At 70.0% G+C, this 19,084-nt stretch carries 10 protein-coding genes; 4 read left to right on the top strand and 6 right to left on the bottom strand.

The genetic code is table 11. The annotated features are described in order from the left end of the window. Nucleotides 1-71 precede the first annotated feature (71 nt). Nucleotides 72-7,043 carry a DEAD/DEAH box helicase gene (locus tag IE185_RS29190; protein WP_189716327.1) on the top strand — a complete coding sequence of 2,324 codons (6,972 nt, stop codon included), beginning with the start codon at nt 72-74 and terminating at the stop codon, nt 7,041-7,043. Continuing rightward, nucleotides 7,040-9,313: a UvrD-helicase domain-containing protein gene (locus tag IE185_RS29185; protein WP_138895247.1), complete on the top strand. Its 2,274-nt coding sequence runs from the start codon at nt 7,040-7,042 to the stop codon at nt 9,311-9,313. The genes IE185_RS29190 and IE185_RS29185 overlap by 4 nt, the downstream gene beginning before the upstream one ends. Before the next feature lie 93 nt (nt 9,314-9,406). On the opposite strand, the gene IE185_RS29180 is transcribed toward IE185_RS29185, so the two are convergent. From IE185_RS29180 to IE185_RS29155, 6 genes are all read right to left on the bottom strand, one after another. After that, nucleotides 9,407-10,783 (bottom strand): aldehyde dehydrogenase family protein, encoded by a 1,377-nt coding sequence (locus IE185_RS29180; protein ID WP_138895246.1) that lies wholly within the window; start codon nt 10,781-10,783, stop codon nt 9,407-9,409. A 49-nt stretch (nt 10,784-10,832) separates the two neighbouring features. Next, nucleotides 10,833-11,471, bottom strand: a complete 639-nt coding sequence (locus tag IE185_RS29175) for a response regulator (protein WP_138895245.1) — start codon at nt 11,469-11,471, stop codon at nt 10,833-10,835. A 104-nt stretch (nt 11,472-11,575) separates the two neighbouring features. Continuing rightward, nucleotides 11,576-13,153 carry a sensor histidine kinase gene (locus IE185_RS29170; RefSeq protein WP_138895244.1) on the bottom strand — a complete coding sequence of 526 codons (1,578 nt, stop codon included), beginning with the start codon at nt 13,151-13,153 and terminating at the stop codon, nt 11,576-11,578. A 274-nt stretch (nt 13,154-13,427) separates the two neighbouring features. Beyond that, nucleotides 13,428-14,225, bottom strand: coding sequence for an ABC-2 transporter permease (locus IE185_RS29165; protein ID WP_138895243.1), 798 nt, complete (start codon nt 14,223-14,225; stop codon nt 13,428-13,430). A gap of 20 nt (nt 14,226-14,245) precedes the next feature. After that, complete coding sequence (locus IE185_RS29160; protein ID WP_170198292.1) at nt 14,246-14,908, bottom strand: phosphatase PAP2 family protein; 663 nt, start codon at nt 14,906-14,908, stop codon at nt 14,246-14,248. Nucleotides 14,909-14,931: 23 nt separating this feature from the next. After that, nucleotides 14,932-15,876: an ABC transporter ATP-binding protein gene (locus tag IE185_RS29155; protein ID WP_138895241.1), complete on the bottom strand. Its 945-nt coding sequence runs from the start codon at nt 15,874-15,876 to the stop codon at nt 14,932-14,934. A gap of 318 nt (nt 15,877-16,194) precedes the next feature. On the opposite strand from IE185_RS29155, the gene IE185_RS29150 reads away from it, so the two are divergent. Together IE185_RS29150 and IE185_RS29145 are read left to right on the top strand one after the other, a co-directional pair. Then, the gene (locus IE185_RS29150) at nt 16,195-16,581 is read left to right on the top strand and encodes a nuclear transport factor 2 family protein (RefSeq protein WP_138895240.1); all 387 of its coding nucleotides are present in this window, start codon (nt 16,195-16,197) and stop codon (nt 16,579-16,581) included. A 128-nt stretch (nt 16,582-16,709) separates the two neighbouring features. Continuing rightward, nucleotides 16,710-19,082, top strand: a complete 2,373-nt coding sequence (locus IE185_RS29145; protein ID WP_138895239.1) for a glutamate-5-semialdehyde dehydrogenase — start codon at nt 16,710-16,712, stop codon at nt 19,080-19,082. The last annotated feature ends 2 nt before the right edge of the window (nt 19,083-19,084 follow it).

Here is a 19,084-nt window from a genome sequence, read left to right as displayed (position 1 = left end):
CCGGGCCTGTCAGCCACCCCCTATACGGTGGTATCGATCACCAGGGCACCGGCATCGCAAGGGGGACCGTCGTGAAGCCCACCATGGCCGCCGCGCAGCTGCGCGGCAGTCTGACGCAGTACCTCACGACGACGTACGCCCTCGCCGACGAGGACACCCGCAGCGCGCTCGAACGCTTCCTCGGGCACCCCGAGACCGGCATCTTCCGGGGGCCCTACCTACGGATCAGGACCCCGTTCCACGTCGCCGACGGCGGATGGCAGCGGGACCTGGAGTGGTCGGCCGGGTTCCCGGGGTTCGCTCCGTGGCGGCACCAGGCGAAGGCGTGGGCGCGGCTGTCCACGCTGCACGGGCCCGCCAGGCCGACGCTGGTGACCACCGGCACCGGGTCCGGCAAGACCGAGTCCTTCCTGATCCCCGTACTGGACCACTGCCGGCGGCAGAAGGCCGAGGGGCGGTCCGGGATCAAGGCCGTGCTGCTGTACCCGATGAACGCGCTCGCCACCGACCAGGCGGGGCGCATCGGGGAGTACCTGGCCAGGCCGGAGCTGGCCCAGGTCACGGCGGGCCTGTACATCGGAGACCGGCCCGACACGGACTTCCGGCGGGTGATGACGCGACGCGAGGAGATGCGCGTCTCGCCGCCCGACGTGCTGATCACCAACTACAAGATGCTCGACCTGCTGCTCCAGCGCGGCGAGGACCGCAGCCTGTGGGAAGGCGCCGAACCCGCCCACGTCGTGCTGGACGAGTTCCACACGTACGACGGGGCGCAGGGCACCGACGTCGCCATGCTGCTGCGGCGGCTGGCCGCTGCCACCGGCGCGTCCCGGCCCGGCAGGCCACTGGGATCGATCTGCCCGGTGGCGACCTCGGCGACGCTCGGCGAGGGCGCGCCGGGCAAGGAGGCCGGGGGTCTCCTCGACGTGGCGGCGCGGGTGTTCGGGATGCCGTTCCCGCCGGACGCGGTCATCGGCGAGGAGCGGATGACCGCCGACGAGTTCACCGGCACCGTCGACTACGAGCTGCCGGAACCACCGACCCCGCAGGAGGTCGTGGCGGTGTCCGGCGGGCCGGACGTGGAGGCACGGCCGGACCTGCTCGACCTCGACGCGCTCGCCGCCCGGATGCTGGGGCGTTCGGGCCTGGACGCCTTCCGTGTCGGGCGGTTGCTGAAGCGGCACGACTTCACCCACGGTGTGCTGTCACTGCTCGGCGGTGAGCCGCTGGACGAGTGGGCCCTGCGGGACCGGCTCGCCCGGTTCGGCTACTCCTGGGGCCGCACCGCGCGGGAGAACCCGCGGCTGGTGCTCCAGGCGCTGTCCCGGTTCGTGGCCCTGCTGTCGGCCGCCCGCGACCCGGACTCCGACGAGCGCCGGCCCCGGCCGCTGCTGCACATCGAGGCACACCTGTGGGTACGGCCCGTGACGCGCGTGCTGCGCGGGGTGGGCCGTACTCCTGAGTTCCGCTGGTACGAGGACGACCGCACGGCTGCCCGCCGGGCCGCGCTCAACGCCGCACCGCCCGGCGACGAGGACCCGGACGCCTCGTCCGGCAGCTGGCCGTCGTCCTCCGCGAGCAGGCGGCCGCAGCCACTGCCGGGCACCGACACCGCGCCGCGTCCCGCGCAGGTGCACCTGCCCGCCGTGTACTGCCGCAACTGCGGGCGCTCCGGCTGGGCCGCCCTGTCCCCCGAGGCCGACCCACAGCGGCTGGTGATGGCGCAGGACCGGATCTGGCGGGCGGGGGTGGGCCGGGACAAGCGGCGTATCCGCTACTTCGTCTCCGCCACCGTCAGCGAGCGGCAGCAGGCCCTGGACGCGCTGACCGGGGCGCGGCCCTCGGACGGCGGCGTGGACCCGCTGTCGGTGGTGGTGCTGGACGGCGGACAGGGCACCTACCGGCTGCCCGCCGCCGGGGACGACGGTGAACTGGTCGACGCCTGGTTCGCATTGGCCGTACTCGACAAGAAGACCGCCGACCGGGCCGCGAAGGACGACCGGTGCCCGGCCTGCCACACCGACAACAGCATCCGCTTCCTCGGCACGTCCCAGGCGGCCCTCGCCTCGGCGGCGGTCACCCAGCTGTTCACCGGCGGCGACATCGCGCTCGTACCGGAGGAGCGCAAGACGCTGCTGTTCAACGACTCCACGCAGGACGCGGCGCACCGGGCGGGATACGTCGCCAACGCCTCGTACAAGTTCTCACTGCGCTCGCTGCTCGCCCACAACCTGGACGACTCGGGGGCGCCGACCCCGTTGAACGATCTGATCGGCCATGTCCTGGACTCGGTGGACGACCCGGAGGCGCTGGCCGCCGTAGTGCCCCCCGACCTGCACGACGAGCCGGGCGTCGACCGGCTGCTGTCCGGCCGTGGCACCGGCGACGCGCGGACCTGGCGGCTGATCGGCGAACGGCTGGCGTTCGCGACGGTGATGGAGTTCGGGCTGCGCAGCCGCATGGGCCGCACCCTGGAGCTGACCCGGACCGCGGCCGCCGAGGTCGTGGTGGCGCAGCCGGACCGGGTCACGGACCTGGCACGGGACCTGCACCTGTCGCTGCCCGGCCAGCTGCTGGCGGTCGGCGGGCTGCCCACGCCCGAACGCTATCTGGCGTATGTCCGGGGCCTGCTGGAGCGGTTGCGGCTGCGCGGCGCGGTGCGCCACCACTGGCTGGACACCTGGATCAAGGAGGCCGGTACCGACCGCTACCTCATCTCCGGGCGCAGGCCGGACGGCATGCCCGCGTTCCCCGAAGGGGTCGCCCCGCCGCGGTTCCTGCTGGACGGGCAGAAGGACAGGTCCGAGTTCGACGCGGTCACCGGGCGCCTGGGCTGGTACCAGGACTGGACCCGCAGGTGCCTGGAGCTGGACGCCGCGGGGGCCACCGAGTACCTGCGCAGGCTGCTGCCCGCCCTCGCCGACGCGGGCGTCCTGGCGGTGCGGACGGCCCGCGACCGCCAGAGCCGGGTGTACGGGCTGCAGCCCGGCCACATCGAGGTGCGGCTGCTCGACGACACCGTCGTCAACAAGGCCTTCGTCAGCTGCGAGGACTGCGGCTGGCAGCAGGTCGTGGCACCCGAGCGGCGCACCCGCTGGTACGGGCACCCCTGCCCCCGCTACCGGTGCAAAGGCAGCCTGACCGCGCCGCAGCCCGGCATGCCCGGAACCGGGGCCGGGGTGCCCCGCTTCGGCGTGCCCGCGCAGGAGCGGGACTACACCGGCGACTACTACCGCCGCCTCTACCTGACGGGCGGCACGTTCCGGGTGGTGACCGCCGAGCACACGGGCATGCTCAGCCGTCCCGAACGGGAACGCGTCGAGCGCACCTTCAAGGCGGGGACGCACTACACCGACCCCAATGTGCTGTCATGCACCCCGACGCTGGAACTCGGCATCGACATCGGCGACCTGTCCGCCGTACTGCTCGGCTCCCTGCCGGCCGGGCCCGCCAACTACGTGCAGCGGGCCGGGCGCGCCGGGCGCCGGACGGGCAACGCGCTGGTGGTCGCGTTCGGTGGACGCAAGGCACGCGACCTGTACTACCTGGACGAGCCGGGCGAGATGATCGCCGGGACCATCCTGCCGCCGGGCTGCTACCTGTCGGCGGTGGAGATCCTGCGCCGCCAGTACACGGCGCGGCTGCTGGATCTGGCGGCCCGGGGCGAGCTGCGGACCGCCGACGGCGAGGTGCTCGCACCGCTCCCCCGGCTGTCCTCCGCCCTGTTCGGCACCAGCGGATGGTGCCAGGACCTCGCGGACGCCGCTCAGACGCACGGCGCGGCCCTCGTGGAGGAGTTCCTGGCCCTGTTCCCCGACGGCAGCGACGGGCCTGCCCCCTACAGCTCCGACAGCTCGGACAGCTCCGACGGGGCCGGCGTCTCCGCCTACGCGGCGGGGGAACTCCGGGCCTACGCGACCGGCGGGATCGTCCGGGCACTGCAGGAGGCCGAGGAGGACTGGACGGGGCGGCGTGAGGAACTGCGCCGCAGGATCTCCGCGATCGACGAGGCCGCGGGGCAGCTGGCCCGGTCCGACGACACGCAGGACCGGGAGCGCCGCGAGCTGCTGGCCGAGCGGCGGGGCGCCGGCGACCTGCTGCGGGAGCTGAGCCAGTCCAGCGCCCACGCCACCCTGGTGGACCTCGGGCTGCTGCCGAACTACAGCCTGACGGACACCACCACCCAGCTGGAAGCGACGCTGTACTGGGCGGAGCCGCCGGGCGAAGAGGACGGCACGGGCGGGGCGGGAGCCGCGCAGGGTGCCCGCGGCAGGGTGTACCGCAGTGAGACCCGGGACTACGAGCGGTCCCGCAAGCTCGCCCTCACCGAACTCGCCCCCGGCAACAGCTTCTACGTCAACGGTTACCGGCACGTGGTGCGCGCCCTCGACGTCGGCAGCCCCGAGCGCCGCGCCTGGTCGGTGTGGCGGCTCTGCCCCGCCTGCGGCTACGTCCGCACCGAGGAACAGAACGCCGAGCACAACACCGATCCCTGCCCGCGCTGCCGCGGACGCGAGATCGCCGACGCGGGCTGTGTCCAGTACGTGCTGCGGCCCAGGAGGGTCCTGTCCCGCGACAAACGCGACGACGCCCGGGTCCGCGACGACCGCGACGAGCGGGACCGCAGGCACTACGCGGTCCTCACCACCGTCGACATCGACCCCGACCGCCTGGCGGCCGGTTCCTGGCGGCACGACACCGCCGTGTTCGGCGTGGACTTCACCCGCCACGCCACGATCCGGACGCTGAACCTGGGACTGGACCGCGAGGACGGCAGCAGCACGGTGCCGCTCGCCGGGCAGGACGTACGGCTCAACCCGTTCTACGTCTGCACCGAGTGCGGCGGCGCGACGGCCGACGGACGCCCCGTGGTGGACGTCTCGCAGCACGCGCTCACCGAGTCGGCGGCGGCGAGCACACCGGCCGCCGCGCACCATCAGCTGTGGTGTCCGCGCCGCCGGGTCCGTACGCCGCTGACCGGCGAGGGCGGCCGGCAGGGCAAGGGGCAGGACGTGCCGCTGCTGCTCGCCCACGAACTGACCACCGAGGCCGTGCGTATCCTGCTGCCCGCGTCGGTGGCACGCGTCAAGGAGCGGCTCGCGTCGTTCACCGCCGCCCTGTTCGCAGGCATCGCGGTCCGCTACGGCGGCGATCCCGACCACATCGACATCGCCGAGGCGACGATGCCCGACCACGCGGGCGACCTGGACGCGGACTGGCCGAGGCGCTTCCTCGTCGTCTACGACCGGCTGCCGGGCGGCACCGGCTACCTGCACCGGCTGGCTTCCGCCGACGGATTCCTTGAGGTGCTGCTCAAGGCGCGCGACGTCATCGAGGACTGCGCGTGCCGTGAGAAGGGGCTCGACGGCTGCCACCAGTGCCTGCTGCGACGGGTACCGGCCGCCGACTACGACAAGGTCAGCCGCAACGAGGTCCGCCAGATGCTGGACGAGCTGCTGGGCGCCGACGGTGGGCGGTGGCACACCTCACCGGTGGCGACGACACGTCACATCCCGCTGCAGCGGCAGGCCGAGAGCGATCTGGAGATCCTTTTCATCGACACCCTCCAGGACTGGGCGAAGTCGCCGGAGTCGAAGGCGGCGGCGGACACGTACACCACCTCCGCCGGTACGTACGCCCTGGACCTGCGGCTCACGGCGGCCGACGGGACCACCGTGAGCTGGCGCGTCTCCCAGCAGCGCGCCCTGGACGGCACCCGGCCCGACATACTCCTCGAACGACTGGACGCCCCGGGCCCGCGCGTCGCCCTGTACCTCGACGGCTACGCGTACCACGCCACCCGTGAGCACAACCGGCTGGCGGACGACGCCCTGAAGCGCACCCGGCTCCGGGCAGAGGGTCTCCGGGTGTTCCAGCTGACCTACCCCGACGTCAAGGAGTGGCGTCAGCGGGTCAAGGACACCGGGTACGCGGGGGCCGGTCCGGCCGACCCGGTGTGGGAGCCGTACGGCACGGGGGGACAGCAGCGGGCTCGCGACTACTACGACCGTGTGGGCCGGGGCCTGCCCGGTGAGCTCGCGGAGACGGTGTGGGTCAACCCGGCCCAGCTGCTGCTGGCCTATCTGCGCTCCCCCGACCCGGAACGCTGGCGTCGGCGGGCGGAAGCGGCGGCCGCGGGCCTCAGCGGGGCGGACGGGGTCCGTGCCGCCGCCCTCACCGGCGAAAACGCCGGCGCGGGCCTGCGGGAAGCGCTGCGCGGCGGCATGCCGGCCGGGGCCGCCGGTCCGGTGCGGCTGCTGTCCGGCCCCGACGCGTCGGGCTGCCGTCTTGTACTGGCCGCCGACGGCAGGCGGACCCCGCCCGTCTGGACGGGACTCACCGTCCTGGACGACGGTGACGACGCCCTGGCCGACGAGCCGGTCCACAAGCGACGTTGGCGTGCCTGGCTGTACTGGAGCAATGTGCTGCAGTTCCTGGAGCACGGCGGCGGTGACAGCGCCCAGCTGACGTCGAGCATGCTCGACGGTTTCGCCACCGAGGTGCTCACCGTGACCGGTGGGGCGGGCTGGCTGACGTCGACACGCACTCCGGTGCCCTCGCCCGCGAACGACCTCGCCTCCGTCGGGGTCGTCGCCGCCCCCTCGGTGCCTGCCGTGGAAGGCGGTGAGGCAGTCACGCCGAGGCGCGCGGCACACCAGGACCCTGCCGGCGGGGGGGCAGGGCGGGATCCCGGCTGGGACAGGGTCATCGAGTATCTCGACCCCGAGGAGCCCGGGCTCGCCGACCTCGCCCACGCACTGGCCGCCGCGGAGGTGCCGGCCCCTCAAGACGGCTACGAACTGGACGGCCACGGCTGGCAGGCCGAACTGGCATGGCCCGACGCCCGGATCGGCGTGGTCCTCGCGCCTCGCACGGATGGTGACGAGCCCGACTACGAGGCGCAGGACCGGGACCGGGCATTCGCGGCAGCGGGCTGGACAGTCCGCACCGGCCCCGAATGGGACCGGGCGGCGATGATCGCCCGGCTCACGGAACGGCGGCAGGACAGCGACACCACCAGCGACGGGGAGCGGAAGCGATGAACACCTCGGGCGTCACACTGCGCCTGCTCGACAAGGCGGACAAGGAGATCCTCAAGCTCCCTCGCACAGTCAAGGGCGCGTTCTTCGACTTCCAGCACAGATTCAGGGGCAACCCGCGCAGCACCGGGCTCAAGCTCCAGCAGCTCAAGGGCGACAGCAGGCTCTGGTCGGCTCGGGTCAACGACGAGTACCGCGCGCTGCTGCTGCGGCTCGCCGACGACGACTGGCTGATCGTCTCCGTCAAGCACCGCAAGGACGTCTACAACCGGCTGTCGTACGGCGTCAACCAGGTCACCGGCGGCATTGAGTACGTGGACCTGGAGGTGGTCGAGGACAGCGTCCTGCGCAGGCTCCCCGCGCCGCCCAAGCCGGTTCCGGCGGCCGCTGAACCGCCGGCGCCCGCGCAACCGGAGCCGGCCCGACCGCTGTTCGCGGACTGGTCCGACCAGCAGCTGGCGGACCTCGGTGTCGCCGAACCACTGCTGCCCGTCATCCGCACCCTCGCCACCGAGGACCAGCTGCTCGGACTCGTCGAGTACGCGCCGCAACTCACCGGCGAAGTGCTGCTCGCCCTGTTCGACGGGGCGTCGTACGACCATGTCCTCGACCAGGTGACCAAGCCGGTGGCCGCCACCGAGCCGGTCGACCTGGACGACTTCGAGGCCGCCGCCCAGCGGCCGGCGACGGTCGTCACCACCACGGACGACGCACTGAGGGAGGCACTGGAGAGCGGCGACTTCGGCCGTTGGAAGGTCTTTCTCCACCCCACCCAGGCCAGACTGGTCGAACGGCGCTACAACGGCCCCGCCCGGGTCGGTGGGGGCCCCGGCACTGGCAAGACCATCGTCGCCCTGCACCGGGTACGGCATCTCGTCCGGCAGCTTCCCCCGGGCCGGGACAAACCCGTCCTCCTCACCACGTACAACAAGAACCTCGCCGCCGACCTCCGCGCACGGCTGCTGGAACTGGGCGGCGAGGAGCTGCTGAGCCGGGTCGAGGTCAGCCATGTCGACCAGGTGGCGCTGCGCATCGTCCGCGAGGCCGAACCGGGCAGCGGCAAGCAGGCCATCGACGACAGTCAGGCCGTACGCGAATGGCGCGGGCTGCTCGACGAACTGGGAGAGGACGACTGGGACCCGGAGTTCCTGCACGACGAGTGGACGCAGGTCATCCTCGGCCAGGCCGTCGGCACCCGTACCGACTACTTCCGGGCGCGGCGTGCCGGACGCGGCAGAAGCATCGGCCGCGGCGAGCGCGCCGAGATCTGGCAGCTCGCCGAACGCTTCACGCAGCGACTGGACCGGCTCGGGCGGCAGACCTGGGACCAGGTGGCGGAGCGCGCCGCACGGCTGGAGATGGGCCGCGAGCAGCGCATTCTGAACATCGCCCGGCAGCGGGAGGAAGCAGGCGGCCTCGACAACGTCCACCTCCAGGATGGCTCAGGGGGCTGGCTGCGCTACCGATACCGGCACATAGTGGTGGACGAGGCCCAGGATCTCCGCCCCGCCCACTGGAAGATGCTGCGCGCGATGGTCGCTCGCGGCGCGGACGACCTGTTCCTGGTCGGCGACACCCACCAGCGCATCTACAAGAACCAGGTGACACTCGGCAGCCTGGGCATCAACATCCGCGGCCGGTCCTCGAAGCTGAGTCTCAGTTACCGCACGACGCGGCAGATCCTGCGTTCCGCCCTCGGTGTGCTGGGCGAGACGAAGTACGACGACCTCGACGGCAGCGAGGAAACGCTGGCCGGCTACCGGTCGGTGCTCAGTGGGGGACTCCCGGCCGGGCACGCGTTCCCGGACTGGGCCGGTGAGCAGGAAGGCGTGGCCGCACTCATCAAGGAGTGGGACGCCAGTGCGGACCTGATCATTCCGCACGAGCAGATCGCGATCTGCGTGCCCACCAATCAGATGGCGGCCGAGATGGCCTACACGCTCAAGCTGCACGGCATCGAGTCGGTGGAAATCCGTTCCGACGGCCCGCACGGTTCCACCGGCGTGCACATCGGCACGATGTTCCGGTTCAAGGGGCTGGAGTACCAGCGAATGATCATCGCAGGCGCGGCGGACGGACTCGTACCGCGCGAGGCCGTCAACAGACTGCGCGACAGGGACCCGGTCCGCCACCGGCACGAGATCCAGCGCGCTCGATCCTTGCTGTTCGTGGCAGCGACACGGGCACGCGACAGTGTGGACGTGTTCTGGCACGGAAAGCCCAGCCCGTTCCTCGACGGCGCATGGAAGGACGTGGAACCTGGCGCGAGCTGACGGCCCCCGTGGGACGCGTCACCGCCCCTTCTCCTTCCGGGAGTCCTCGCTGGCCGAGGCGCGGCTTCCCCTCCCACCGGTCGGGAACGCGCGTCACCGTAGAATGCCGAACAGCTCCTCTTCGTCCGGGAACCGTGCGGGAATCGGACGGGAGATCACCGTGTAGTTGAGGAAGTGGCGCCATGTGACATTCCCCGACGTGCCGCAACCGCCCCAGCTTCCACTGGAAAGCGTCGTCGTAAAGGGTACGCCGCTCTCAAAGCTTCCCGTATTCGTCATGGTGGACTGATTCACCACCACCCGAAAGGTGTTCACGCTCTGCGCGAGTTCCGCCACCCGGTCCGCACTGCCGGTGTGAATCCCGCAGCTGTGACCACGGCCGCAGCGGTCCGCCAGCAGCTGGACGAGTTCCACCGCCTCCTGGAAATCACCGAACACGGAAAGAGTCAGCACGGGCGCGATCTTCTCGCGAAGGATCGGGTCGTCCTTTCGCGGGTTTCCGCCGGCGAGGACCAGTAGCTCTGTCTTGTCCGGCCGCTCCACAGCGATTGCGGCTAATTTCGCCAGCTCGGGGGCCGGCCGGCCTATTGCTTCCCGGTTCAGCGTCGTGCCGTTCGGCCAGAGCAGAGCACGCAGCCGGGAAGTCTCCTCCTCCGAGCACAAATGCGCACCCCAGCGGGCCAGTTCGACGGAGAACTGATCCACGACCGAGGTGTGGACGAGTACGTTGCTCTCCGAGGAGCACGAAGTGCCGTTGTTGTAACTCGCTCCGGTCACGATCTTCTCGGCCGCGTCCGTCAGCTCCGCGGTCTCGTCAACGACTACCGTGGGGTTGCCCACCCCCGCGCCAATCGCCGGCGTCCCACTCTCGTAAGCGCGCCGCACGGTCCCGGCGCCGCCGATCGCGACCACGTGGTCCGCCGCGGCCATCAGCTCGGCACTCGTCCGCCTGCCAGTGGTCGCCAGACACTGGACGAGATCCTGTGGGGCTCCGCGCTCGGCGAGGACCGCCCGGACGAGCCGGACTGTTTCCTGGGCCGTGCCGAGTGCTCGGGGATTCGGCGTGAAAACCGCCGCGTTACGAGTTTTCAGCATGGGCAGCACATTGCAGATGATTCCGGGGGCGGGCGCGGTGGCCGGGGTCGCCACGGCAATCACCCCCAGGGGTTTGGCCAGTTTGCGCAGCCCCAGTTCCGGCAGGTCCTCCACCACTCCTACGGATGCCTGGCCGTGCAGATCCTGCATCACTCCGAGAACGCGGCGGCGCTGCAGCGCGTAAAGGTGCTCCGGATCACCGAGCGACGTCTCGCGGTGGCTGCGTAAGGCGAGCCTTCGCGCGTTGTCCTCGCGATAGCACTCCCGGCCGACCGCCGCGACCACCTGGTCGACCCTTTCCTGAGACCACGACGCCGCTTCCTCTTGAGCGTCACGGGCACGGCGTATCACTGCCGTTATGGATTCTCCACGCACTGCTTCCCTCTCAGATCGACGCGACGGTTGCTCTGCAAAGGCCCGGACGTCACCATTGCTCGTCGACCAGCCCCGTTTCGTACGCGATGATCGCTGCCTGCACTCGGTTGCGTACGCCGAGCCCGGAGAGAATCGAGCTGACATAACTCTTCACGGTGCCCTCCACCACATGAAGTCGCTTACCGATCTCAGCGTTGGACATGCCCTTGCCGAGAAGGGCCAGCACCTGGCGCTCGCGCTCGGTCAGCGTTTCGACATGCTCGCGCGAGGACGCGTTGCGGACCATGCGCTGCCCCGCGGAGCCCCTGTTGAGTTCGGCGATGATGCGGGAGGCGACCTTGGCGGAGAGATAGGCGGCGCCCTTCGCTGCCGCGTGCACACCGGTCAGCAGCTCACGCGGGTCGCCGGACTTCAGCATGAAGCCGCTGGCTCCGCCGCCCAGGGCCCGGGCGACGTACTCGTCCTCGGAGAAGGTCGTCAGGATGAGCACCGACGTCTCCGGGACCTGGCGTTTGATCTCCGCCGTCGCGGCGAGGCCGTCCATCACCGGCATCCGGATGTCCATCAGCACCACGTCCGGGCGGTGCTTGGCGGTCAGGTCGACGGCTTCCGAGCCGTTCGCGGCTTCGGCGACGACCTCGATGTCGGGGTCGCTGGAGAGGATCGCCCGGACACCGGCTCGGATCATCGTCTCGTCGTCGGCCAGGATAAGTCGGATGGCAGTGATGGCCTGCTCCTTTTTCTGTGGCGGTTCTTGGTGAACGGTCGGCGGGAGGCGCGCTGTCGGCGGGATCAGTCGTGGTCGACCGGCGCCCGGGACTCCGCTGTGATGACGTCCTTCGTCACCAGCCGTCCGTCGGCGAAGCAGAGCCGGTGCACATCGACCCGGACGAACAGCGCCTCGCTCGCGCGGTAATAACGGCAGGTGGCTCCGGCCGGCTCGGGCCGGTACTCCGACGGCGGATCGCTCATCTCGTTGTCCGGGAGCAGGAGTTCCGCCTTCGCCGCACTGTCGCCGATCTTCAACTGGTCGTAGTACTGGGGCGCCAGGGAGGACGAGGTCGACAAGTACGCGTAGTACCCGAGCATGCCGACAGCGAGGCAGGCGAACAGGCCGAGCGGGAGCGAGACCGCGGTGATGAAGCGCCGGCGCAGCCGGATGGTCGCGTGGGCGAGCCCGCCGTCGGCCGACTCCGCGAGCCGGCCGACCGGCGGGTAGTTCCCGGCAGCCCTGATCACGGCGGACGTACGGGGCAGCCGGGCGGTGACCTCGAATCCGCCGTCGTACCGCGCGGCGGCGTGGAACTCACCGCCCGCGAGCCGGGTCCGCTCCTCGAGGCCGATCAGCCCTCGCCGGCCCTGCGGGCGGTCGGGGGAGGCCGGTTCCGGCGAAGGGCCATTGCGTACGGTCACGGTGACGTCCGCGGGGGTGTGGGCGAGACGTACGGCGACCTGCGCCCTGGGGGCGTGCTTCATGGCATTGGTCAACGACTCCTGGACCACGCGGTACAGAGCCTTCTCGGTCATCTCCTGGAGTTGACCGATCTTTCCCGTGTGCTCCAGCTCGACGAGCATCCCGGACGTACGCGCACGCTCGACGAGGTCGTTGATGTCGGCCTGCGACGGGTCCATCCGGGCCGGCGCGTCGTCCTCACGCAGTACGCCGATGATGTCCCTCAGTCGTTCCAGGGCGTTCGCCGCGTTGGCGCGCAGCTCTCCCGCCTCGTCCCGGAACCGGTCGTCGATGGTCGGGGCGACCTGCAGGGCGCCGGCCCGCAGGGCGATCAGGCTCAGCTCGTGGCCCAGGGAGTCGTGCATGTCCTCGGCGATCCGGGTGCGTTCGCGCAGCCTGGCCTGTTCGACGCTGATGCGCTGTTGCAGCTCCAGTTGCCGGGCGTGCTCCCAGCCCGAGTGCTGCAGTTCGTCGCGCTGACGGGAGTACCGGCCCACCAGCCACGGCAGCAGACACGCGAAGAGCAGGGCCGTCACCAGGACGAACCACATCGGCAGCGTAAGCCCCACGAACACCGTGGCGGCCGACCCGCCGAGGGCCACCAGACCCACCGCGCAGAGCACCGACTGCGGGCTCATCGGCAGCTTTCCCACGGTGAAGCTGGCGATGAACACCGCCGGGAGATAAGGCGATACGACGATGGAACCGACGTCGTTGTGAAGTACCCCGACGGTCCACCACAGGGCCACGCACAGAAAGAAGGAAACGAGCGGCAACGCCCGGTGCACGGCCACGGCGACAGCCAGCACGACGGCGCCGACGAGGGGCTGCCAGCGCAAGTACCCGTCGTCGGCGCTCGCGGGCGGAAGCAGCACGACGGGCAGGTTGAGCGCGCCCCAGAGCAAGAACGCGATCAAGGGCCAGTGCCTGGGCCGCCGCGGCCGCTGCGAGGGAGGAATCCTGCCGACGAGCCGGACGAAACCATTGATCGCGGAAGTCACAGCCTCAACCTAGCCAGCCGCTCGCCTGCGGCGATACCTACGAAGGTCAACCGACGGCCCTGCCATCGGCCAGGTCCCGCGCGAGGAAACGGGGCCGATGCGAAGAAGGGCGTCGCGTGCCGAACGGGGGATCCCGGCACGCGACGCCCTCACGTCCCGGCCATGACCGGAACGCGTTCAGGGGGGTGACTCACGCATCGCGCTTGCGCAGCACCTGATATCCGGCCGCCTGCACCACCACGGCCCACAGAGCGAGGATCACGAAGGCTGTGCCGGCTGCGTACGGCTTGTCGGCGGCGTTCATGAAGATCGTGCCCGCCGAGTTCGGCATCCGTTCGGACAGGTACACCAGCGGTCCCATGTCGGAGGCCTGCAGGATCACCGGCATCACGGTCAGGCCGACGAAGGCGATGGTCAGAGTGCCGGCGGCGCTGCGCACCGCGACGGCCACGCCGATGGTGAGCGAGCTGATCAGGGCGAGATAGACGCCCATGCGCAGTGCGCTGCCGAACGCTTCGGCACTGTCGAAGATCGCCTTGTCACCGAGCGTCATGGAGGAGACGCCGACTCCGATGAGGCCGAGGGCGATACCGCCGAGGAGACTGACCACGCCGGCCACGAGGCTCTTGGCGAGGAGCAGCTGGCCGCGGCGCGGCACGGCCTGCAGCGTGGTGCGGATGCTCCCGGAGGTGTACTCCGCCGTGATCACCAGCATGGACAGTGCGATGAGGGCGAACTGGGCGACGTACACGGTGTTGACCGCGACCTCACCGACGGCGACGCCCGCGCTGTTCTTCTTGTTGTTCGCCATCGTCGAACCGATGATGGGGGCGGTGAGCAGCATCAGCGCGCCGCCACCGATCAGACTCCACCACGTGGATTTGACCGACCACAACTTGGACCATTCGGCTGCCACGGCACCGGGCAGCCCGCCTCCGGACGCGCGCGCCCGCCTCAGTGCTGCGGTGTGATGGGTCGATGTCGTCATGACTGGTTCCTGGTTCCTGTTCAGCGGTACGTCGAGTGCGGCGCGTACTGCGGGGCGGGGGTCGTGGTCAGCGGCGAGGCCCCCAGGACGAGGGCCAGGCCCTTCTGTTGCCGCAGTCTGGTGACGGCCCAGGTGCCCGGAACCATCAGGGCGAGTACGACCAACGGGGCCAGCAGGACACCGAGGAGGTAGCCGGCCGCGACGTCGTGCAGGTAGTGGACTCCGACGTACACGCGGGACAGAGCGATCAGGGCAGCCACCGGCAGGGCGAGCAGGCCGATCAGGCGCCAGGTGATGAGCAGGGTGGCAGCTGACGCGGCGGCGATGACCGAGTGGTTGCTGGGGAACGACCAGTCGCCCGGCTCCGGGCACTCGGCGATGGTCGTCACGTTGGGGATGTCCCGGCAGGGCCGTTCCTCGTGCAGCCAGACCTTGAGGATCTCGCTCAGGACGTAGACGGCCGCGACGGCGACGGGGGCGAGCAGGGCCAGCGCCATGGAGCGGTCGTCGCGCCCGCGGGAGCGCCACCACTGGAAGAGCAGCAGGGCGACGAAGAGGAGAATACCGCCCTCGGTACCTATCTCGCCCAGTGTCTGCATCCAGCCCGGCGACGAGTCGGCCCACTCGGTGATGTCCCGGTAGACACCCACGCCGTAGTCGGGCCCGGCTTTGGCGAGTCGCACCCTTGATGTATTCATACTCGGTTTCATTCTCCGTAGGTCGCTCGCGCCGGACGCGAAGCGGGTGATCCGTACTCGATGCTGTCTGCCGTGAGTTCCATGTAGGCCTGTTCCAGCGAGGCTTCGACGGTGCGCACTTCATGCAGCCGGACACCCAGCTCGTAGGCGAGGTCGGACACCTTCTCGACGGTCAGCCCTGTGATGTAGAGCTCGTTGGCGCTCTCCCAGCGGACCGGCACCTGCCATTCGGTCAGCCGGGTCTGGAGCTTCTGGAGGCTCGTGGTCTCTGGACCGCGGGCCCGCACGGCGTTCATGGAGCTGCTGTCGATGAGCTGCTTGACCGTGGTCTCGGTGATCAGCTTCCCCTTGCCGATGACGACGAGCTGATCAGCCGTCAGCTGCATCTCGCTCATCAGGTGGCTGGATACGAAGACCGTGCGCCCCTCGGCGGCGAGGCCGCGCATCAGCCCGCGGATCCAGAGCACGCCGTCGGGGTCGAGGCCGTTCACCGGCTCGTCGAACATGACGATCCCCGGGTCCCCGAGCAGGGCGGCCGCGATGCCGAGGCGCTGGCTCATGCCGAGCGAGAAGGACCCGGCACGGCGTTCGGCCACCGACGTGAGGCCGACGGTCTCGATGACCTCGTCGATCTGGCGTACGGGAATGCCGTTGCTCAGCGCCAAGGCCTTGAGATGGGCGCGGGCGCTGCGGCCCGGGTGCAGGGCCTTGGCGTCCAGGAGGGCGCCGACCTCGCGCAGCGGGTGGCTCAGCCGGCTGTAGGGCCGTCCGTTGACGAGCGCGTGGCCGGCCGAGGGACTGTCCAGACCCATGATCATGCGCATCGTGGTGGACTTGCCCGCGCCGTTGGGACCGAGGAAGCCCGTGACCCGACCTGCGGAGATCGTCAAGGAGAGATTGTCCACCGCGGCATGCTCGCCGTACCGCTTGGTCAGTCCTTGCAGGGTGATCATCGTTTTGCTGCTCCCAGCCTCTGCGCCGCTGCGCCTCTTCAAAGTCCCGGTGAGCCAGAACGTACGGGCATGACCAGGGGCAGCGCAGTGCACGAAGGCAAGCAACAGACCCTTACTTTAGTCAGGAGTTCAGCCCAAACCTTCGGCACTCCCCCGAATCCTCTTGCCTGGATCGCCGGGAACACCGCAGAGTGGATCGGCGGTTGGCGGCCGGGCCTGAGCGCCCTGGTCAACAGCCTTGCTTCCCATGCCTTCGAGTAATTCCCGTGTGCCGTCTTTCCGGAACCGTGCAAATGACAGAACACTCTGAGGGGGGCCATGTCTCAGCGCGTAAACAATTCTGAAAGCAACCGCAGCCCGGCCGATGCGGTCCGCCGTTACTACCACTTGGTGGACCGGGGCGACATCGCCGGTCTGATCCAGCTCTTCGACCCCGCAGCCGAGTACCACCGGCCCGGATACGCCAAGCTCAGAGGCCATGCGGAGCTGGAGCGGTTCTACCGCGAGGAGCGGGTCATCGAGAGCGGCAGACACACGGTTTCAAAGCTTGTTCACGACGGCCCCGAAGTGGCGGTCCACGGTGTCTTCGAAGGCGTTCTGCGCGACGGGGCGCACACCTCGCTGCGCTTCGCGGATTTCTTCAGTACGACACCTGCAGGCACCTTTTCGCTGCGCGAGACGTTTTTCTACTCACCACTGGTCTGAGTCCGGTTTCCGGGGGGAATTCCACTCATGCAGAGTCCTGTCGATATACGGAACACGCCGGCCCGAGCGCAGTTCGGTGAACTCTTCACCGCCCACATGGTCACCGCCGACTGGCACGAGGACGGCGGGTGGTCGCAGCCTCGGACAGGCCGTTCGCGGACATCCCGATGTCGCCGGCGATGGTCGGGCTGCATTACGGCCAAGTGGTCTTCGAAGGGCTGAAGGCGTACCGCCGCGAGCACGGTGCCGTCGCGGTGTTCCGGCCGGTCGACCACGCGGCCCGGCTGCGGCGTTCGGCGACCCGACTCGCCATACCGCCGCTGCCCGAGGAAACGTTCCTGAAGGCAGTCGACCTCCTGGTCTCCGCCGACCAGGAGTGCCTGCCCGACGAGCCGGGGCTGAGCTTGTATCTGCGGCCCCTGCTCTTCGCCAGCGAGGCCAATCTGGCCCTGCGGCCGGCCCGCAGCTACACCTTCCTGCTGATCGCCTTCGTCAACGGCGGATTCTTCTCCGACCGCCCGGAGCCGGTCACCGTGTTCATCAGCCGCGACTACACCCGCGCCACACCCGGTGGCACCGGCAACGTCAAGTTCGCGGGCAACTACGCACCCGCCTATCCGGCCCAGGAGCAGGCCAGGCAGGCCGGCTGTCACCAGGTGGTGTGGCTCGACCCCGTGGAGCGGCGCTGGGTCGAGGAACTGGGCGGCATGAACCTCTTCTTCGTCCGGGGCAGTGGCCCCACCGCCGAGCTGCTCGCCCCGCCCGCCGTCGGCACCCTGCTGCCCGGCGTGACCCGCGACTCCCTGCTGCGGCTGTCCGGCCGGCTCGGGCTCACCGTGCGTGAAGAACCGGTCTCGGTCGAGCAGTGGAAGGCATTGTCTGTCACCGTTACCGAGGTCTGCCCTCGTGCCCGCGAAGCGTCGACGGTCGTACGAGAGCTGACCACAGAGGCCAAGGACCGCGTGCTGGCGGAGATGGCCGACGCGGTCGACGGCGCGGCCGAGCGGCTGAGGAAGGCCAACGCCCTCGATGTGGAGGCCGCTCGCGAGGCCGGGACGTCTGCCACGCTGACCGACCGGCTCACCCTCACCGACAAGCGCATCGCCGGCATGACCAGCGCGATCCGCACCATCATCGACCTGCAGGACCCGGTCGGTCAGGTGGTCAAGGGGTCGACCCGCCCCAATGGCATCCACATCGACCAGGTGCGCGAGCCACTCGGTGTGGTCGCGGTGATCTATGAGGCCAGGCCCAACGTGACGGTGGAGGTGGCCGCCCTGTGCCTCAAGTCGGGCAACTCCGCTGTGCTGCGCGGCTCTTCGATCGCCATGCACACCAATGTCGCGATCCCCGAAGTCCTCACGGATGTGCTGCGCCGCAGCGGCGACGTACCCGACGACGCCGTACAGCTCATCCGCGACCCGTCCCGCGAGGCCGCGCTGGAGCTGCTGCACGCCGACGAGTACGTCGATCTCCTGGTGCCCCGCGGTGGCCCCGGGCTGATCAAAACGGTGCGGGACAACGCCACCGTGCCGACCGTCATCGACGGCGACGGCAACTGCCATGTGTATGTGGACGCGACCGCCGACCTTGCCATGGCCACCGACATCGTCGTGAACGGCAAGACCTCCCGCCCCAGCGTGTGCAACGCGTGTGCCGAGGGAAAGCACGACAAAGAGAGCGACAAGAATCATGCGACGTTTGTTTCGTACCACGGCCGTGGCAGCAGGAGTCGGAACAACGCTGGCCCTGTTCGCGGCGCCCGCCTCCCAGGCCGCCGCGCCCGCCGCGCCCGCCGAGTCCGCATGTGTCACCGGCAGCGAGGTCACATCGTGGGGCCGCGGCGAGATACAGGTCTGTCCGGGCAGCAACGGCAAGACCTGAGTGGTCGGGGTTACGTCGAGGACCTCCTGCCCGGAGGCGGCTGGGCTCGGGCGACGGGTACTGCGTGGCCTGGTACCTCGCGTGGGGAACGGCGAGCGACCCCGACGGCGATTTCGGACCGGTCATCTGCCCGCACATCGGGGGCACGGGAGAGACGAGGGAGGAGTTCGACTACGAGTTCACTCCCCCGGCGCCGGTGCGGAGTGTGCACCTCGCTCGGGCAGGCGTGTAACGAACGATCACACTCTGACAAACGCTACACCGTCGGCCGGCCCGACGGCGTGGCGCAGACCGCATGCGCAGCGGCGACGATCGACGTACGTCGCTTTCCCCACGAGCGCGTCGACGACGGCCCGGTCGGCCCGCTCGGCGGTGCAACAGTCCGGGTCGTCCACGGTGGAGACCAAGTAATCGCGGGTCAGGCACGAAGAGGACGCGGACGGCCAGGTCCGCACGCGTCACTCGCGCCGTCATGGCCGCGTCGAAGAACTCCCATGCCGCGATGCACGCGGTTCGCGGCGGTTGAACCGGTCGGGGCGGTGCGCATCGACGAGAGCATCTCGCTCCACAGCGTCCGCAGGAAACGACCTGCTGGGCGTTCCGCAAACTTCACATGAGC

The sequence above is a fragment of the Streptomyces chryseus genome, assembly GCF_014650755.1.
GTDB classification, from domain to species: domain Bacteria; phylum Actinomycetota; class Actinomycetes; order Streptomycetales; family Streptomycetaceae; genus Streptomyces; species Streptomyces chryseus.
The sequence above is the reverse complement of the archived record's forward strand: the minus strand, read 5'-3'. Positions and strand labels throughout refer to the sequence as shown.

What these genes read in the sequence shown, in the direction of transcription:
- IE185_RS29165 (WP_138895243.1), bottom strand. Translation starts at nt 14,225, where the DNA reads ATGACGACATCGACCCATCACACCGCAGCACTGAGGCGGGCGCGCGCG.
- IE185_RS29155 (WP_138895241.1), bottom strand. Translation starts at nt 15,876, where the DNA reads ATGATCACCCTGCAAGGACTGACCAAGCGGTACGGCGAGCATGCCGCG.
- IE185_RS29175 (WP_138895245.1), bottom strand. Translation starts at nt 11,471, where the DNA reads ATGATCCGAGCCGGTGTCCGGGCGATCCTCTCCAGCGACCCCGACATC.
- IE185_RS29185 (WP_138895247.1), top strand. Translation starts at nt 7,040, where the DNA reads ATGAACACCTCGGGCGTCACACTGCGCCTGCTCGACAAGGCGGACAAG.
- IE185_RS29150 (WP_138895240.1), top strand. Translation starts at nt 16,195, where the DNA reads ATGTCTCAGCGCGTAAACAATTCTGAAAGCAACCGCAGCCCGGCCGAT.